At 33.2% G+C, this 16,497-nt stretch carries 15 protein-coding genes and 4 pseudogenes; 10 read left to right on the top strand and 9 right to left on the bottom strand.

The window, feature by feature from the left end; translation table 11 throughout:
• Together P256_RS13250 and P256_RS12870 are read left to right on the top strand one after the other, a co-directional pair.
• Window positions 1–177, top strand: a pseudogene (locus P256_RS13250) (ISNCY family transposase); the annotation flags it as partial.
• Between the two features lie 76 nt (window positions 178–253).
• Window positions 254–1,117, top strand: a pseudogene (locus tag P256_RS12870) (IS982 family transposase).
• 273 nt (window positions 1,118–1,390) lie between these two features.
• On the opposite strand, the gene P256_RS12865 reads toward P256_RS12870, so the two are convergent.
• Window positions 1,391–1,633, bottom strand: a complete 243-nt coding sequence (locus tag P256_RS12865; protein ID WP_023274133.1) for a hypothetical protein — start codon at window positions 1,631–1,633, stop codon at window positions 1,391–1,393.
• A 164-nt stretch (window positions 1,634–1,797) separates the two neighbouring features.
• Between P256_RS12865 and P256_RS12860 the strand changes: the two genes are divergently transcribed.
• The gene (locus tag P256_RS12860) at window positions 1,798–2,016 is read left to right on the top strand and encodes a hypothetical protein (RefSeq protein WP_023274132.1); all 219 of its coding nucleotides are present in this window, start codon (window positions 1,798–1,800) and stop codon (window positions 2,014–2,016) included.
• 130 nt (window positions 2,017–2,146) lie between these two features.
• Here the strand turns inward: P256_RS12860 and P256_RS13460 are convergent.
• Window positions 2,147–2,290, bottom strand: a pseudogene (locus tag P256_RS13460) (DDE-type integrase/transposase/recombinase); the annotation flags it as partial.
• 124 nt (window positions 2,291–2,414) lie between these two features.
• Window positions 2,415–2,504: a DDE-type integrase/transposase/recombinase gene (locus P256_RS13535; RefSeq protein ID WP_407637990.1), complete on the bottom strand. Its 90-nt coding sequence runs from the start codon at window positions 2,502–2,504 to the stop codon at window positions 2,415–2,417.
• 635 nt (window positions 2,505–3,139) lie between these two features.
• Here P256_RS13535 and P256_RS12855 point away from each other — a divergent pair.
• The 6 genes from P256_RS12855 (at window position 3,140) to P256_RS13050 (ending at window position 9,527) form a co-directional block, all read left to right on the top strand.
• On the top strand, window positions 3,140–4,273 hold the full coding sequence (locus tag P256_RS12855) for a replication initiation protein (RefSeq protein ID WP_023274131.1): 1,134 nt from the start codon (window positions 3,140–3,142) through the stop codon (window positions 4,271–4,273).
• A gap of 310 nt (window positions 4,274–4,583) precedes the next feature.
• Window positions 4,584–4,850, top strand: a complete 267-nt coding sequence (locus P256_RS12850) for a type II toxin-antitoxin system TacA family antitoxin (protein ID WP_023274130.1) — start codon at window positions 4,584–4,586, stop codon at window positions 4,848–4,850.
• Window positions 4,840–5,322 carry a GNAT family N-acetyltransferase gene (locus P256_RS12845; protein WP_023274129.1) on the top strand — a complete coding sequence of 161 codons (483 nt, stop codon included), beginning with the start codon at window positions 4,840–4,842 and terminating at the stop codon, window positions 5,320–5,322. Before P256_RS12850 ends, P256_RS12845 begins: the two co-directional genes overlap by 11 nt.
• A 490-nt stretch (window positions 5,323–5,812) precedes the next feature.
• The gene (gene mobC / locus P256_RS12840; protein WP_155756774.1) at window positions 5,813–6,403 is read left to right on the top strand and encodes a plasmid mobilization relaxosome protein MobC; all 591 of its coding nucleotides are present in this window, start codon (window positions 5,813–5,815) and stop codon (window positions 6,401–6,403) included.
• Complete coding sequence (locus P256_RS13055) at window positions 6,403–8,511, top strand: relaxase family protein (protein ID WP_023274127.1); 2,109 nt, start codon at window positions 6,403–6,405, stop codon at window positions 8,509–8,511. Before mobC ends, P256_RS13055 begins: the two co-directional genes overlap by 1 nt.
• Before the next feature lie 131 nt (window positions 8,512–8,642).
• Window positions 8,643–9,527: a DNA-binding protein gene (locus tag P256_RS13050; protein WP_023274126.1), complete on the top strand. Its 885-nt coding sequence runs from the start codon at window positions 8,643–8,645 to the stop codon at window positions 9,525–9,527.
• A gap of 360 nt (window positions 9,528–9,887) precedes the next feature.
• Here the strand turns inward: P256_RS13050 and P256_RS12825 are convergent, their stop codons facing one another.
• Window positions 9,888–11,132 carry a NupC/NupG family nucleoside CNT transporter gene (locus P256_RS12825; protein WP_023274125.1) on the bottom strand — a complete coding sequence of 415 codons (1,245 nt, stop codon included), beginning with the start codon at window positions 11,130–11,132 and terminating at the stop codon, window positions 9,888–9,890.
• A gap of 65 nt (window positions 11,133–11,197) precedes the next feature.
• On the opposite strand from P256_RS12825, the pseudogene P256_RS13570 reads away from it, so the two are divergent.
• Window positions 11,198–11,686: pseudogene (locus P256_RS13570) on the top strand (DDE-type integrase/transposase/recombinase); the annotation flags it as partial.
• A gap of 384 nt (window positions 11,687–12,070) precedes the next feature.
• On the opposite strand, the gene P256_RS12820 reads toward P256_RS13570, so the two are convergent.
• From P256_RS12820 to rutC, 5 genes are read right to left on the bottom strand one after another with little or no spacing between them, the layout of a single operon-like run.
• Complete coding sequence (locus tag P256_RS12820) at window positions 12,071–12,664, bottom strand: nitroreductase family protein (RefSeq protein ID WP_023274124.1); 594 nt, start codon at window positions 12,662–12,664, stop codon at window positions 12,071–12,073.
• Between the two features lie 14 nt (window positions 12,665–12,678).
• On the bottom strand, window positions 12,679–14,184 hold the full coding sequence (locus P256_RS12815; protein ID WP_023274123.1) for a CoA-acylating methylmalonate-semialdehyde dehydrogenase: 1,506 nt from the start codon (window positions 14,182–14,184) through the stop codon (window positions 12,679–12,681).
• A gap of 19 nt (window positions 14,185–14,203) precedes the next feature.
• Complete coding sequence (locus tag P256_RS12810; RefSeq protein ID WP_023274122.1) at window positions 14,204–15,514, bottom strand: solute carrier family 23 protein; 1,311 nt, start codon at window positions 15,512–15,514, stop codon at window positions 14,204–14,206.
• 25 nt (window positions 15,515–15,539) lie between these two features.
• A complete protein-coding gene (gene rutF / locus P256_RS12805; RefSeq protein ID WP_023274121.1) occupies window positions 15,540–16,070 on the bottom strand; it encodes an NADH-dependent FMN reductase RutF in 531 nt (176 codons plus the stop codon).
• 42 nt (window positions 16,071–16,112) lie between these two features.
• Window positions 16,113–16,496: a pyrimidine utilization protein C gene (rutC, locus tag P256_RS12800; protein WP_023274120.1), complete on the bottom strand. Its 384-nt coding sequence runs from the start codon at window positions 16,494–16,496 to the stop codon at window positions 16,113–16,115.
• Window position 16,497: the final 1 nt, after the last annotated feature.

Here is a 16,497-nt window from a genome sequence, read left to right as displayed (position 1 = left end):
CATGAAGTTGTTGAGAATAAACGCTTAGGAGCTGTACTTTCTCATATTCAAGAACAACATGAGGAATTAGAAAAACAAAATAAACGTTCGAGATCAAAACACATGCCGAATCGTAAAGCTCAACAGGCCATTATTGAACAAAGAAAATTAAATCCTGTGCTTGACACATTGAGTTAAAACAGGACATTTTAAATGGGTTTTCGCATAGACATTTTAATTGGTGAATAACAAAATTATAAGGACAAGGTTTTTCATGGATTATATTACCGAATTATTTTGTACTTTGGACGATTTTGCAAGAAATTTAACGCAGAATTAGAAAAATCCCTCATTTCAGATCAAAAAATACGACAGCGAAAATCAAAGTTAAGTCTATCTGAAGCCATGACCATCATCATCTTATTTCACCAATCTGGCTTTCGATTCTTTAAATATTTTTATTGTCATATGGTCTGTCCATTCTGGAAATCAGTATTTCCTCAATTGGTGAGCTATAACCGTTTTGTTGAAATTATGCCGAGTTGCTTATAAGCCCTTACAACCTTCTTTCATCAAATCAAAGGTCAAGATACAGAAATCAGTATTATTGATTCAACTAAACTCACTGTTTGTAACAACTTAAGAATCCAAAGACATCGTGTATTTAAAGGTTGAGCAAATCGAGGGAAAAATAGTACAGGTTGGTTCTACAGTTTTAAGTTACACCTGCTTATTAATCATTTAGGTGAAATAATTAACCTCAAACTCACATTAGGAGATGTACTTGATACAGCGGTCATAGAGCAATTAACACATGAATTAAAAGGCATATTACTCGGTGACAAGGGGTTACCTGAGTAAAGCAAAGACCGAGATTTTAGCCTCAAGAGGATTAAGGCTTATCACGCCAAAACGTCGAAATATGAAACAAAGTAAACCGATCACTATTGATGATAAGGCATTACTTTCAAAACGTGGATTGATTGAAACAGTCAATGACCAACTTAAAAACTTACATCATATTGAACATTCAAGACATCGTTCAGTATTCAACTTTATGGTGAATATGATGGCTGCTGTTGTTGCATATTTCCTGAGTCCAAGCAAACCTAAAGCTCAAAGAATCATTCAAATTTAGGTCTGCTTACGTCGAACTCAGGTTAACTTAAAATCAGACATGAGTTCCAATTAAAATATGCAGATTATTTTTAACAAGTCTAACAAAAAATAAAGTAATTATAGATTTTTTATCTTATATCTTTGGATTTATTGAACAAAAATAGCCTAGGATTTCTGAGAAAAAGATAAATACTATACCCATCTAGGCTCTATCAATATTAGGAAAGATAAGCAGAGACCATCTTTAAAAACTGTGCTTAGATAATGATAAGCACAGTTTTAGCAGTAATTTCTAACATTCAGGAATAAGACTAATAAAACGATTTCTAATTTCAGTAAATACAGCCTCTGGATACTCCTCTAAATAATTTCTAATCCAAAAAAATACAGCTTCATGACCATCAAAAGATGGATTAACGTCTAAATAAAACGCTAAAGGTGCTGTACGTTGAATATAAAGCTCTTTAATTAGCTCTAATCCTAATGTTTTGACTTCAGTAGAAATAAATAATTGTGGTGAAGTAAATTTATTCATAAATTAGTCTCCTATGCGTAGCAATCACTTCATAAGAGTCATTAAAACACATAAATAATGTGTCAAGCAAACTAATAATGTGTCAAACAAACTAATAATGTGTTTAATTGTAACTAAAATATATATGCTATAATTAACAATCAAAATATTTTATTGTTTTAGTCATGCCGTACGAAGAATTTCAAAGATTAATTGGTAAATCTGGCCTATCTATAAAAGAATTTGCGTTACTTTTAGATATGAACCCCAACTCGATTACTAACTATAAGAAAATTGGTAAAGTACCAACACAAATTGCAGTCATTGTTTCTTTAATTTCGATGATGAAAGATGATGGTGTTGATTTTTATCCTATCTTTGAGAGAATTAAGTCATATAGCTAATAAAAATAATTTTAAGAAGTTTCTATTTTCTAATGATATTTAATTTTTAAATAGAAAAGATAGGTTCAGTCCCATTAAAGAAGTTAAAGGTGAATATTTGCCCATTTTTGATATTTCACGCGATCAACAATCAAATAATCTTGATACCCCCAAATGATTTAAATCCTAACATGGGTCGAATCCGTCGTTTAATAAATCGATGATCTTGTTGCACTCTGTTATTTAAGTATTTATTTTTCTGTATTTTGATGGAACTGCTCATCGAATTAGTATTTTGATTAAGATGAGGTAGTACCGCATGATGCTACGCTATGATCAATCGTTACCGTATCCGGTGTCCATTATGGGATATGGCTTGATGAAAGAATCTTAGGGTGCATGGGTGTTACGCTTGGCTGTTAGTAATAACTTGATGGTTTTCCTTGTGAATCTATAGCAGAATACAAATACGTCAACTTCCCTTTAACTTTGATATAGGTTTCATCGATCCTCTGAAGTAGTCCTACCTCTTTTTTATACTTTTTAAAGGTCTGATTAAGTAAAGGGGTTAAGCGAATGACTCATCTATGCAAGGTTGAATAACCGATATCGATCCCACGCTCTTTCATTATTTTCTCAAGGTCTCTTAAGATCAATGCGTAACTCAGATATCAACGTAAGTATCTTGCAATCACATCGATTGGATAATGAAGGCGTTTAAATGCTTGAGAAATGATGTTCATTGGGTGACTGCAAATTCAATCAGTTTAGCAAAATTTCCTTAATTCGACAGAACCAAATGTCTTAGTTTTAAATATTTCATTGTTGAATAGTAAGAATTTTTAAATTTAGCAGAAATGGCTGAACGATCAGGTATACCTCGTCAAGCACGATCTAGAATAATTAACCCATAAATTAATTAAATTATTGAAAAATATATACTTTTAATTCTAAGAAAAATGTGTTAACTTTTTTAATTCGCTTTTTAGTCGTAAAAAAAGCAGATTAAAAATCTGCCTTTTTTACTTTGTTTAACAGATACTTACAAACAATGAAAGCATCGGAAAAATACAAACTAGAGACTTGTTATTTTACCGAAATTTTCATTGTTTGCAAGATATTTGATAATTGTTCGGTATATACAATGCAAGAAACATGCTGTAAAGATGAAGTCAGCGAGATTGAAGCACATCATTTTTTAAATACAGAGTACTTAAAAAACACATTTCTTATTACAGAAAAAGATGATTTATCACTTGCACTAATAAATTTCTTATCTTCAATTAGCACTACAAATAAATACTTTAAATCAAAAAGTACACTTAATCACAAACCATTTTTTTTAGATAGTAATAATCAAAAAACATTTCAATATGAATATATGAAAGTTGCAAGTGACTTTAAAGTCGGTGTTATTGTGATTGACATTGATGAACAAGTTGCAGATATTATCGAAGGTCGTATTTTAAAGAATCCAGATGCTCCATTACCTAATTTAATTATTAAAAATCAGGTAAATAAACATGTTCAATTATTTTATTTTCTTAAGAATTGGGTATGTATTGATCTTTCAAATAAGTATAAAAATTATAGTCAAAAATCATATAATTTTTATAAATTAATTAAAAAAAGATTGAATGAAGTTTTAAACGGAGATGCTTGTTATCAAAACTATATTTGCAAGAATCCAATGTTTAAAAATGCTTCAGTACATAGTATGCGAATTGATAAATATACGCTTGGTGAACTTGCTAGAGTTACAGATTTGAAAGTCGAAAATCACTCAAATTATATTGTTAATACAATTGCAAAAAAAATTAAAAAAGAAAAAAACATAATCGGTATTGGACAACGGAATAATTTCATTTTTGACACAATGCGTTTTCATGCTTATTCATTATATAGACAATATATTGACTTGAGTGAAGATGAACTTGCACTGATTCTTTTAAATGAATGTAAAGAGCTTAATCATCGTGTCTGTGATCCGGCTCTATCAGATTCTGAAATTGAAAAAATCAGTACGAGTATTTCCAATTTTTGTACATCAAGATATCTTTTTACTGCAAAACGAGAAAATAAAATCCCTCTTGCAGTCGAAATGGGAAAAAAGGGAGGAAAAAATAAAGGCAAATCATATGAACAACAACGTAAATATGCTTTAAAACTTCTGAAACAAGATATTGCAGTAGTAGATATTGTAAAGCGTACAAAATTGTCAAGAAGTACAGTTTTTAAGCTAAAAAAAGAACAAAAAATGACTAAAAAATCAAAATAAAAAAAAAGAGAAAAAATATGATTTTTTTTAAATTAAAATTAGTAACTTACATGTTTTTTTAGTCCAAATAGCTATCAGTACAGTGTAGCGCTGTAGAGAGTGGGCGTTAGCCCTCCTTAGCGAAGCTGTTTTTTAGAAGTTTTGGGTTTAAATAAAAAATAGAAGTTTAAGAATTTGACCCTTTCAAGATATTTTCTAATCTTAAATATTGAGTTTAATAGATTTTGAAAACCAATTTAAAAGCCCTCTATTTTGTCTTTCTAAAATATGGTACTATTGTACGTCAACTAGGTGTACAATTGGTGCTATTATGGCGAACTTAGCAACAGAACGACTCAATATTCGTGCAACAACCGAAGCAAAGGACCTTATAGAGCAAGCTGCTAACTTACTTGGCTTAAGCGTGAGCTCATTCATCTTACAATCGTCTTTTGATCGTGCACAGAATTTACTTCAATCTACTTATAATCTTAATGTGAATAATACAGATCGAGATATGCTTATGGATCTGCTTGCGAATCCACGCCCTGCAAATACTGACATGCAAAATTTAATGGGTATGTTGGATGAGAATTGAGATTCTACAGTCTATACATCACAAAAAAGATTTTGATTGTGGCCAAGAAGATTTAAACCGATTCCTTAAGCAATACGCATCACAGCATCAAAAATCAGGGACAAGTAAAACCTATGTAGCACTTGATTCTAAAGATCAAGTGCTTGGATTTTATTGTTTATCGAGTACATCTATCAGTTTTGAAATTATTGATGAAGCATTAACGAAAAGATTACCACGCTATCCACTACCTAGTGTAGTCATTGGACGTTTTGCTGTGAATCTGACTGCTCAAGGGAAAGGTATTGGAAAATACCTATTGGCACATGCACTAAGACAAGTTTCTAAAGTTTCACAATTAGTTGGTGTTAATTTCGTTGTTATCCATGCTAAAGATCAAAAGGCTGCTGCATTTTATCAGCGTTTCGGATTTATTGAATTATCATCTAGGCCTCTAACACTTATCTATCCTGTTCATCAAATACCGACTTAGCAATTATTCATGTTGTGATGGAATAAAAAAACTATCGTTTAAATGCGTCTATAAGCTCGTAGTTGATCTTTTTACATATATTTGGCTTTACCCATTATTAATTATTTAAAACTGCCTAGAACGCAGAATAAAGCTTTTAAGTCCCATCTAGGATTTATCTTTCTTATAAATTAAAAATCCTGGCTATTACTCATGTGTTTTAAATACAGATCAAAATTTTAAGATCAATACAAATATTTTCTCTCATTCTTTGCAATGATTTATCTTTTATAAGTCCCACTACTGTTTGCAAAATTAACAGTTCTTGAAAGCTGATTAATTTCACTTTAAAGCGATTTTTTCTATTCAAAAAAGTAAACCTGTTTCTTGATTTTTTTCTAAAAAATTTTCAATTCAAATCATTATTCAATACTCTTTTACTTATAGGTTGTTAAGTGAGCAAGCATACCTGTACCCCCAAAAATCTTCGATATTTTGGCGTTCAGGAAGCTTGTTAGGGGCTCCACCCCTAAGACCCGGAAAAGCAAAAGCTGGAGCGAAAATGAAGAATGAAATAGCTATTCAGAAGCAGCAAGATCAAAAGCAAAAGCAGGTCAGGAACATTATAAAAAAGTACAGATTTAATCAATTTGAGCTTGAGCAAATCGACGTCATTTTAAAAATGAGAAATCAGTCTTTAACTGATTTTTTACGAAAAGCGATTCAGTCAGAAATCCAGCGTAGTTCTTTTTATGTTCCGACATTGAAAGAATTTAAAAACAATTTTGTTCTTAAACCAAAATATATTAAAAAAACAGAGATTGAAATTGTTAAACGCTATCAAAATATAGATCCGAAATTACTGCTCGAATTAAGCAGAATCGGTAATAACATTAATCAAGTTGCGCGTGCATTAAATATTATAAAAAAGGACTCTGCAACAGAACTTACTAAGTATGACTTCTTGCAATGCCAAATCATTTTAAAAAACTTTCAAAGTGATTTTCAAAGTTTATTGCCAGGATTGCCCAAAATTCAACGCTCAGAAAAAGCGATCGAAAAAAGAAAAGCACAATTAGAAAAAAAAGGTTTGGAACTCTAATGTTAATCAAGTTCTTAGAACATGGAAAAGGAGCTGCAAACAGAGCATCAGCTTATGTTTTGGATCATGTTGATCATTTAAATCGAGCTAGAGCTGGCGTTGATGTACTACGTGGAGATCCAATTACATTTACTTCTATCTGTGATTCTAGTCCTCATCTTTGGAAATATACGAGCGCAGTGATTGCCTGGGCAAAAGATGACGATCCAAGTGATGTACAAATTAAGGAAGTTTTAGATGAATTTGAAAAACATGCTTTCGCTGGACTTGAACCAAATCAATATCATTTATTTGCAACTCAACATATAGAAGATGATGGCTCAAAACACATTCATATATTGGTACCAAGATTAGAGCTTGAAACAGGAAAGAGCTTAAATATCGCACCGCCAGGGCATGAAAACTATTACGCACCATTACGTGATTACTTTAATTATAAGTACAACTGGTCCCGCCCAGATAATCCCCTTCTTCGAGCAACAACCAAAGCACCGCATCACGTTGAAAAAATTACCGCACAAGTAAAAAAAATACTGGATCAAGAGTCCTTTGAACTGCTCAAAAAAGCGCAGTTTTGCAGAATGATCAATAACTACGTGAAAGTATTACTAGATAGTCCCTTTGTTCAAAACAGAACAGATATTGCACAGTGTTTGCGAGAGCTCAATGGAATTAAATCAGTTAAAGAAGGGAAAAATTATTTAACAGTGACATTAAATGATGAAAAAAAACATAGACTAAAAGGCAGTTATTACAATGACGAATTCGAAATTAACGCTTACAGAGAGCATCTCAAATCAACAAAATATGCTCGAGAAGTTGCAGATGGAAATGAGCAGCATGCAAACGACGCTCGAAAACTTTATGAGCGTGCTAGAGCATCAAGAGCAGAATATAACACAAATAATTACAAGAGTAAGCATACAGACAGAACAGGCAGAAACCGTATCGAATCGAATATCGACGTTGATGTACGCAATCAACAAAGCGAGTCCGACGAAAATTCTCGAAGTAAACAACGAAATCAAATCAGAAATGAACAACTTACTATTGACACTAAAGACACTCGATACAACGACAGTCACTACACTCAAAAAGGACATAGAGAGTCTGAATCTCAAAATCAAACAAGCAAAACAAATGATATTACAAGATCTGAAAATCGATACGCAGAAGGTCGAGGATCAAGTTTGCTCAATAGTGATTGGAGCAGCAGAACAATCGATACCGAAGATCAAACACATCACCGAAGAAAAAATGGAGACAAAACTCAAGGAATTATTGCTGTCAGAAAGATCGATCTGGATAACCTATGGGTTAGGAGTTTTTTTGATATTTCTACTGCTCATGAGTTCATTTTTAGCGTATCAAATCTTTGCAAATGCGAAACAGATCGAGATGCAAAGAAGCGAAATTCTTCAAAATACTGGGATTTTGAACTCGCAAATCGTACAGATGCAGAATCAGTCAAGCTACTTACAGCAGCAACAGATGGTGAAACACAGGAGCTAAAAGATGGCGATAACAATGAGCGAAATCGACAAATATATCTTGAATCAGCTCGAATTATTGAAGAACGAAAACGCATTGCTGAAAACGTACAACAAAACATTGATCGAGCAAATCGAAAAACAAGAGAATATCAGCTTAGAACAAATGAAATTATTATCGAGTCTCAACGATATCAAGAAAACACTCGACGCAGAAAATCAACAACTATTGGAACATCGTATCAGCTTAGAGAATACATTAATCAGCTCAAGAAGCGATTTTATGAAAAATTTAGAAGAAGAATTGCCTCAGTTTTTAATAAAGTTCAAGCAGTCTTTGCAAGAAAGTCTCATACAAGACATGAGAGCATACACGATATCAGAAGAAATCAAAGAGACAATTCAATTGTTGATTTCAGTAGAAATGATGAAGCAAAAGCAAGAGTTTCTCGAAGAGATACAACACGAGGTCCAGTCGGTGAACAAGTATCACGACGAATTCAAGATATTGATACAACAACTCTCAGTAAAGCTATAGCGCAAATTGAGTTCAAAAATAAAGAGAAATCGGAGCAGAAAAAGTATGAAAACGACAATAGCTCAAAATTCGAATGGTGATTACAAAACTGCAGCACTGAAGTTTACATCTTGTTTTTGATTTGGCCTAAACTTTAATAAAGTTCAATTAGTTAGTTTAGTTAGTTTACTTAATTTAGTCAGTTTAGTTGGTTTAAGAAAAGGAATGTTTTATGAGAAAATTAAAGAAAGCAGTGACGAAAGAACAAGTTTTTGAAGCATGTGCAACGTTGGAAGAACAACAAGCAGATTTTACAAATAGAGAAATATTAGAACTTGTCGGTGGCTCTAGCGTTACAGTACAAAAATATAGAAAAGAATATGAAGCTGAAAAATTAAATAAAGAAAAAACGAAGACTCTTGAGCTCAAAGATAATGAAAAAATTGCTGTGGAAGAGGCAATAAGCAAAATTCTATCAGAACGAGTTAACACACTTTCAGAAAGCTATTTAAGCCAATTCGAAGCAACACATGCAGAGCTTCAGATTACAAGCGAAGCATTTGAAAAACTTCAGTCCGAAGCTGAGCAATATCAAGAAAAAATCGAATTATTAGAAAAGGAGCGAAATGAGCAAATAGCGAGATTATCAATTGTTAAAGAACAATATGATGAACAAATAGCAACACAAGATAAGAAGTATCACAGTGAAATTGAAGATATTCAAAACAAGTCGAAATTAGAAATTAATAAAATAGAAGTCAATTACGAAAAAGTTTTAACAACAAATCAAGTGCAGTATGAGAATCATAAAAAGATTATTGAACAGCAACACAATTATTTACAACAGCAAGCACAGCAAATGATTTCTGATGTACAAAAAAGAAATGAAAAACTAGAAATAGAACTGAAAGAGGAGCGTACTTACTTACAGCAAAAAATAGATGTTTTAAGCAAAGAAAATGCTGACATATCACGTACAGAAGCAGTATTAACAACTAAAAATGAAGAATTAATACATAAAGTACTTCTACTCCAAAAAGAAAAAGACGATTTGCAAAAGCAGATTAAGAAAATTAGTGCTGCAAAAGAACTAGGGGAACAACAGAATTTGATCTAGTAGAATTAAGCTTCGATACCTTTATCAAAATAAGTAACTTTCTACTGCTAAAGACCTATGCCATATTAAGTAAAAGTTAATACAATCAATTGATTAGCGGCAATTTTTTTGTGAGGTATTATTTAACTAAACTGATTCAAACAGAAAATAATATATTGTGAAAACTACTTTTGATATCTGAACGCTTTGCAAGCTCACATATTATTCATACATTACTACTGGTTAAAGCTGAAACAATGTTAATACCTGCAACCTCTAACTCTAGGTTTACAGATACAAGTAATATTGCAACAAACATCCTAGCCCAAATCTATATTCATAATAATTTGTTAAGATGTAGGTTGTATATACCTTCGATGATTATAAAAATAAACAAATGCCTGCAATTGTTGCACTCATTAAATTAGAGAGAGTGGCTGCCAAGAGTGCGCGTAATGCAAGTTTAGACAAAACTGGTGTTAGACTTGGCTCTACAACACTAAATGCACCAATAACAATACCAATTGAACTAAAGTTTGCAAAACCACAAAGACCAAATGAAATAATTGCAGCAGTATGTGGTGAAATGCTGTGATCTGCTAGATGAGGTGCTAAACCTAAATACGCAACAAACTCATTAATTGCCAATTTTTGACCAAGTAATGCACCTGCAAGCGATGCATCATTCCAATCTACTCCCATTAAATATGCAAGTGGAGATAAAACATAGCCGAAAATTGAGTTAATTGATAAATCTGAGAATCCAAATATTCCACCAATTCCACCAACTAGACCATTCAGTAATGCCAGTAAACCGACAAAAACCATAATAACAGTACCAACACCAGCAGCAATTTTAAGACCGAGCATGGCACCACTTGCAGCAGCTTCAATAATATTGGTTGGTTTGTTTTCACCAAAAGATATTTCTTTTACTTCTACTTGTGAAACTTCAGTTGCAGGGCTAAGTAATCTTGCAAATAAAATACCACCCGGAATAGCCATTAAAGAAGCTGCAAGCAAATATGTCATAGGTACACCAAGACCTGCATAACCAACCAATACTGATCCAGATACAGCAGCCATACCACTACACATTACAGTAAACAGTTCATTTTTATTCATTTTAAGTAAAAATGGACGGAGTGCAGCAGGTAGCTCATTTTGACCAATAAAAATGGTTGTAACCGCGGCAAACGATTCTACTTTACTAATGTTTAATACTTTTTGAAATGCACCACCTAAAACACGAATAAATACATTCATAATTTTAAGGTAATACAAAATAGTAATGAGTGCTGTAACAAAAATAATGGTTGGAAGTACTCTAAAAGCAAAAATAAAGCCTGCGCCATCAAAGACCGTATTCATTTTACTACCAACAAGGGGTCCAAAAAGAAAAGCGCTCCCTGCATCAGAGTAACTAATAATTTTATTGAAACCTACCGCGAGTTGTTCAAATAAATATTTCCCAAATGGAACATATAAAATTAAGATTCCCAATGCAAACTGCAAACCCAATGCAGGCAAAATGGTACGTATCTTAATCATTCTTCTGTTATTGGAAAAAATAAAACCAATGAGCAACAGAATCAATATTCCAATTAAGCCACGGTATTCAGACATAGGAATTTCTCTAATAATATGAATATAAATTTTATTATCTAAATCTAAGCTATAAGTATGCCAACTATCGCAAGACTCACTGTGATTTGAAAGAGATTGGTGAAAATGACGAATTAATTGAGTACATTGACTTAATGAAATCAGGTGAGTTTAAACACAGCGTGGTTATCGTAAACGTATAGCACAGTCCAACAGTCATTGCTGCAAACACTTTAGATCGACAATTTAATCCTAATCATCTTAATCCTTGCGAAATTGTATTTCTCAGGGTGACTGACATTACGTATACTCTTACACACGAGAGATAATTATATCGCTGTCGTCATTGATTCGTTTCTAAGATTTGTTGTGGTTAGTCGATGAAATTCAGAATAATTACAAATCTATTTTAAATGCATTATTGATTGCTATATTGCGAAGAACCCTCAAATCAGACTAATGCAGTCAATACACAAGCCATGAATGGCAAACATTTGCAAATATCATAATCTCGAAAGAAGTATGAGGAGTAGTGAGGAAATTGTAATGATAATGCAGTTGCTGAGAGCTTCTTTTAGTTATTAAAACATGAGCGAATGTTTATACTTAGGTTAATTAACCTGAATCCTGTTTAAGCTTTTATTTTAAAATCATTCGCTTATGGTATTTTTATCAAGTATTGAAATTATGTAGCATACAATTTTAGTCACTCAGAGCTGTTTTTTTAAAGGGAAATCAGTCTATTCGTTATACTAGATTGTAAAGCCAAGCACTTATTTTATATAAAAATATATAAAACAGTAACTTAAATTAATTCCTTAAGCAGGATTCGGGTTAATTAGTAGTTTTTCAAAATTAAAATGGTTTCGTGCAATCACTATCAGTTTTGATAAGCTTGCACGAAATCATAGAGCCATGCTTTTTTTACTTATTTTAAAGCCAAATGATGGATGAAATAATCATAGCATCACTTTGAAACGAGTATTATCAACAGTTATAGTTTTCTCTGTCGGAGGGTTCTCAATTGATCCAAATACTAATTGTGAACATAACTTCCAGTGTTTTGGGACATCAAAAGCTTTTGCAATTTCTTCATCTGCAATTGGATTATAGTGTTGTAAAGATGCTCCTATCTTTCTCTCAGATAGAGCTGTCCAAACAGCCAATTGTGCCATAGCTGTTGAATGTTCTGACCACGTTTTAAAGTTTTCACTATATAAGGCATATTTTTCTTCTAAATCTCTAATGACTTTCTGATCTTCATAAAATAAGACTGTACCTTTTCCTGCAGAAAAACTATTCATTCGCTTTAGTGTGGATATAATCTTATCTTCAGGAACAAGTTTTTCTAATGCTTTATATATAATATTCCAAAATTGTGTATGGAATTCATCAAATAAGATAACTGCTCTTGAGGACTGGGAATTAAATGCTGATGGACTGAGCTGTATAGCTTTTTGGATTAATTCACTAATTTCACATTCACTAAGCTCTACATCTTTTCCAAGCGCATAAATACTACGACGATTTGCGAGTTGTTCTATAAAAGACATAAATATTCCTTAGATTACGTAGGCATTGAAAATTGTTTTTCTTCAATAAAATTTTTACTTACCCAACGTTGGGTAATTGTTTTACGATGAGTATAGAATCTTACAGAATCAGGTCCATAAGCATATAGATCTCCAAATAAGGATTTCTTCCATCCTCCAAAACTGTGATATGCAACAGGTACCGGCAAAGGAACATTTATACCAACCATTCCTACTTGAATGTGTGTGGAAAAATAACGAGCAGCTTCCCCATCTTTTGTATAGAGACAAGTTCCATTTCCATAAGTATGGTTATTGATGATTTGCATCGCTTGTTGAATACTTTCTACACGGATAATTTGCAGTACAGGACCAAAAATCTCATGTTGATAACTCTCCATATTAGGAGATATCTTATCCATGAGTGTAGCACCTACAAAGAAACCATTTTCATAACCTAAAGGCTTAGTATCTCTACCATCAACTACAATCTCTGCCCCTTCCTCTTCTGCCTTTGTAATATAGTATTCAACTTTTTCTTTATGTTCTTTACTAATTAATGGTCCAAAATCATTATGAGTATTACTGTGAATTCCCACCTTTAATTTTTCTATTTCTATTTTTAGCTTTTTAACTAATGTATCTGCAATATGATCACCAACTGCTATTACAACAGATAAAGCCATACAACGTTCACCTGATGACCCAAATGCAGCGCCGAGTAGTGAGTTCGCTACATTATCTAAGTCAGCATCTGGTAAAACTACAGCATGATTTTTGGCACCGCCTAATGCTTGACAACGTTTTCCAAATTTAGTTGCAGTCTCATAAATATAAGATGCTATAGAGGTAGAACCAACAAAGCTTATCGCTTGTATGAGATTATGTTGTAATAGATAGTCAACAGCAATTTTATTACCATTCACTACATTAAAAACACCTTTGGGAAGACCAGCTTGAGTCAAAAGTTCTGCAAGGAATAAGGCTGCTGAAGGCGTTTTTTCTGATGGCTTTAAGATAAAGCAATTTCCACATACTATTGCCATTGGAAACATCCATAAAGGAACCATAGCAGGAAAGTTAAATGGTGTAATTCCTGCCACGATGCCTAGAGGTTGAAACTCACTCCAAGAGTCAATATTGGTTCCAACATTTTTAGAAAATTCACCTTTTAATAATTCTGGTGCACTGCAAGCATACTCAATATTTTCAATTCCACGCTGAATCTCTCCCATAGCATCATGAGAAATTTTCCCATGTTCTTGCCCGATTAATTCGCATAAATACTCCATATTTTCTTCTAATAGTTGTTTAAACTTGAACATAACTTTGGTACGTTTTGCTACAGGAGTATCTCTCCATATAGGGAAAGCTACATGAGCACACCGAATAGCCTGTTCAACAGTGTTTTCATCTGCGAGAAGTACCTTCTTTTTTCCTATACCTAATGCAGGATTATAGACAGTTTGCATTTCTGAGCTTGGCTCAAGAAATTCACCATTAATATAATGCCCAATAATATTTGTATCTTTTATATTCATTTAATTATGCCTACTATTTTTAAATAGTTACTTTAGAATGGTTAATAGTTTTATTTAAAAGAACATTAAGAAAGATTGTGATAAAGGTTGCTGTACCTATACCCCCCAAATCGAAGCTTCCTAAATGAATTGAATAGTTTCCAGTTCCCATAATAATTGGAATGGCTGCAATAAAAAGATTATGGTTTTGACTGAAATCAATCTTATGATTTAACCAAATACGAATGCCCGATATTGTAATTAAACCAAATACAACAATTGATGTACCTCCTAAGATTGCTATAGGAATTGTACTAATCAATGCACCAAATTTAGGGGATAGACCCAAAGCAATAGCAAATACACCTGCAATAACAAATACGATAGTTGAATAAATTTTCGTAGCAGCCATTACACCAATATTTTCAGCATAGGTTGTCATTCCTGTACCACCAACACAACCTGAAAGTGTGGTGCATAAACCATCAGCTAAAAAGGCGCGTCCCATATATGGTGAAATATCTTGATTTGTCATAGCACTCACTGCTTTGAAATGACCTAAGTTTTCAGCAATTAAGATAATAACAACAGGAGCAATTAATAAAGTAGCATGCATAGTAAAGATAGGTGCATGTAATGTTGGAAAGCCAAACCAAGAGGCTTGTTCAACACTCGAAAAATCGATGGCTTTTCCTAAGTGAAGAACATTGGTAAGTACAAAGTAAATTCCATAAGAAACGATTAAACCGACCAATAACAATAAGCGTTTAAGCATTCCTTTTGTAAATACAGCAAGAGAACTAATACATATAACAGTAATCAATGCCATCCAAGTATCAAAAGTACTACTTGCAACACTTTTTATCGTTACAGGTGCTAAGTTCAGCCCAATAATCATTACGATCGTACCTGTGACGATTGGAGGAAGTAAATTTTCAATCCAACGTGTTCCGACTCGTGTCACTATAAAGCCTACAAGGCTGTACAATAAGCCACAAACAACTATACCGCCTAATGCAAGTCCAATATGTTGATTGGCACCTACACCTGAATAGCCTGTTACTGCAACAACAGCACCAATAAATGCAAAACTTGATCCTAAATAGCTTGGGACATGGCCACCTGTAATTAAAAAGAATAAAATGGTTCCTATACCAGTGATGAGCATTGTGAGGCTTGGATCGAACCCCATTAATAAAGGTGCTAAAATTGTGGCGCCAAACATAGCAAACGCATGTTGAGCACCTAAAAATAGAGATTGTCCTAGCGGTAAATATTCATTCATTCCAACAGGTGTTTCTTCTAAATCACCCTGAAATTTCTGCCAAGTATTGAACCAGTTTTGTTTCATGACCAATCCTCCTGCTATCTAATACTTAATACTGCCGTACAAGTTGGTGATAAGCACGATCGAAGTAAATTAAGCCCTGCGATCCAAGATTAGATCGGGTTTCTAATACTTCACAAAAGAAAATATCATGTGTTCCCATGCTTACAATCTGTTTAATTGAGCAATCAAAAGTAACAACAGCATCATCTAATACAGGTGCACCAGTCGCAAGTTTCTTCCATTTTCCCTGACTAAATCTTGATTCCATGGGTGTTTTTCCACCGAATGAATTAGAGAGTGAAACATGCTGCTCAGAGAGTGTATTTACACAGAGTGTGGCATTGTCTTTAAATGTTTGATAAACGGAAGCTTTACGATTTAGACAAACTAATAAGGTTGGTGGATCATCTGTCACACTACATACGGCAGATGCTGTAAATCCTGATCTTCCTGCAGGTCCATCGGTGGTAATAATATTGACAGCAGCAGCCAATTGACTCATCGCATTTCTAAAGTTTTTTTGTGTTTCAGTGAGTAATACTTTTTTTTCAGGGCTTTCGAGGGTAGATGTTGCCATAATATTTCTCCTTATCAGCAAACTCTTTATTTTTTGTAATACTTATTCAAGGTGGGCAATAGATGAGATTTCGATCAGAGCTTCGGGTTTTACTAAACCACATTGAATACAATAACGTGCTGGTTTCTCTGTAGGAAAATACTCGGCATAAACTTCATTTATAGCTGTATAGTCATTCCAGTCTTTAATAAAAATAGAATTGAAGGTAATGTCATTCATTGTGCCACCTGCCTCCTCAATTACTTTCTTAATTGTTGTTAGCACATAATGTGTTTGTGCTTTTGCATCTCCAACATTGACAACATTTTGATGCTCATCTAGCGGTAATGTACCTGATACATATACAATATTATTTGCTTTTGTTGCAGGTACATAAGGTGCTATTGGAGGATGGCTATTTTTAGGGATAATTTCTTGTTTTGGCATA

Source organism: Acinetobacter nectaris CIP 110549 (assembly GCF_000488215.1).
Lineage (GTDB): Bacteria > Pseudomonadota > Gammaproteobacteria > Pseudomonadales > Moraxellaceae > Acinetobacter > Acinetobacter nectaris.
Note: the sequence above shows the minus strand (reverse complement) of the source record. Positions and strands in the feature narration are given on the sequence as shown.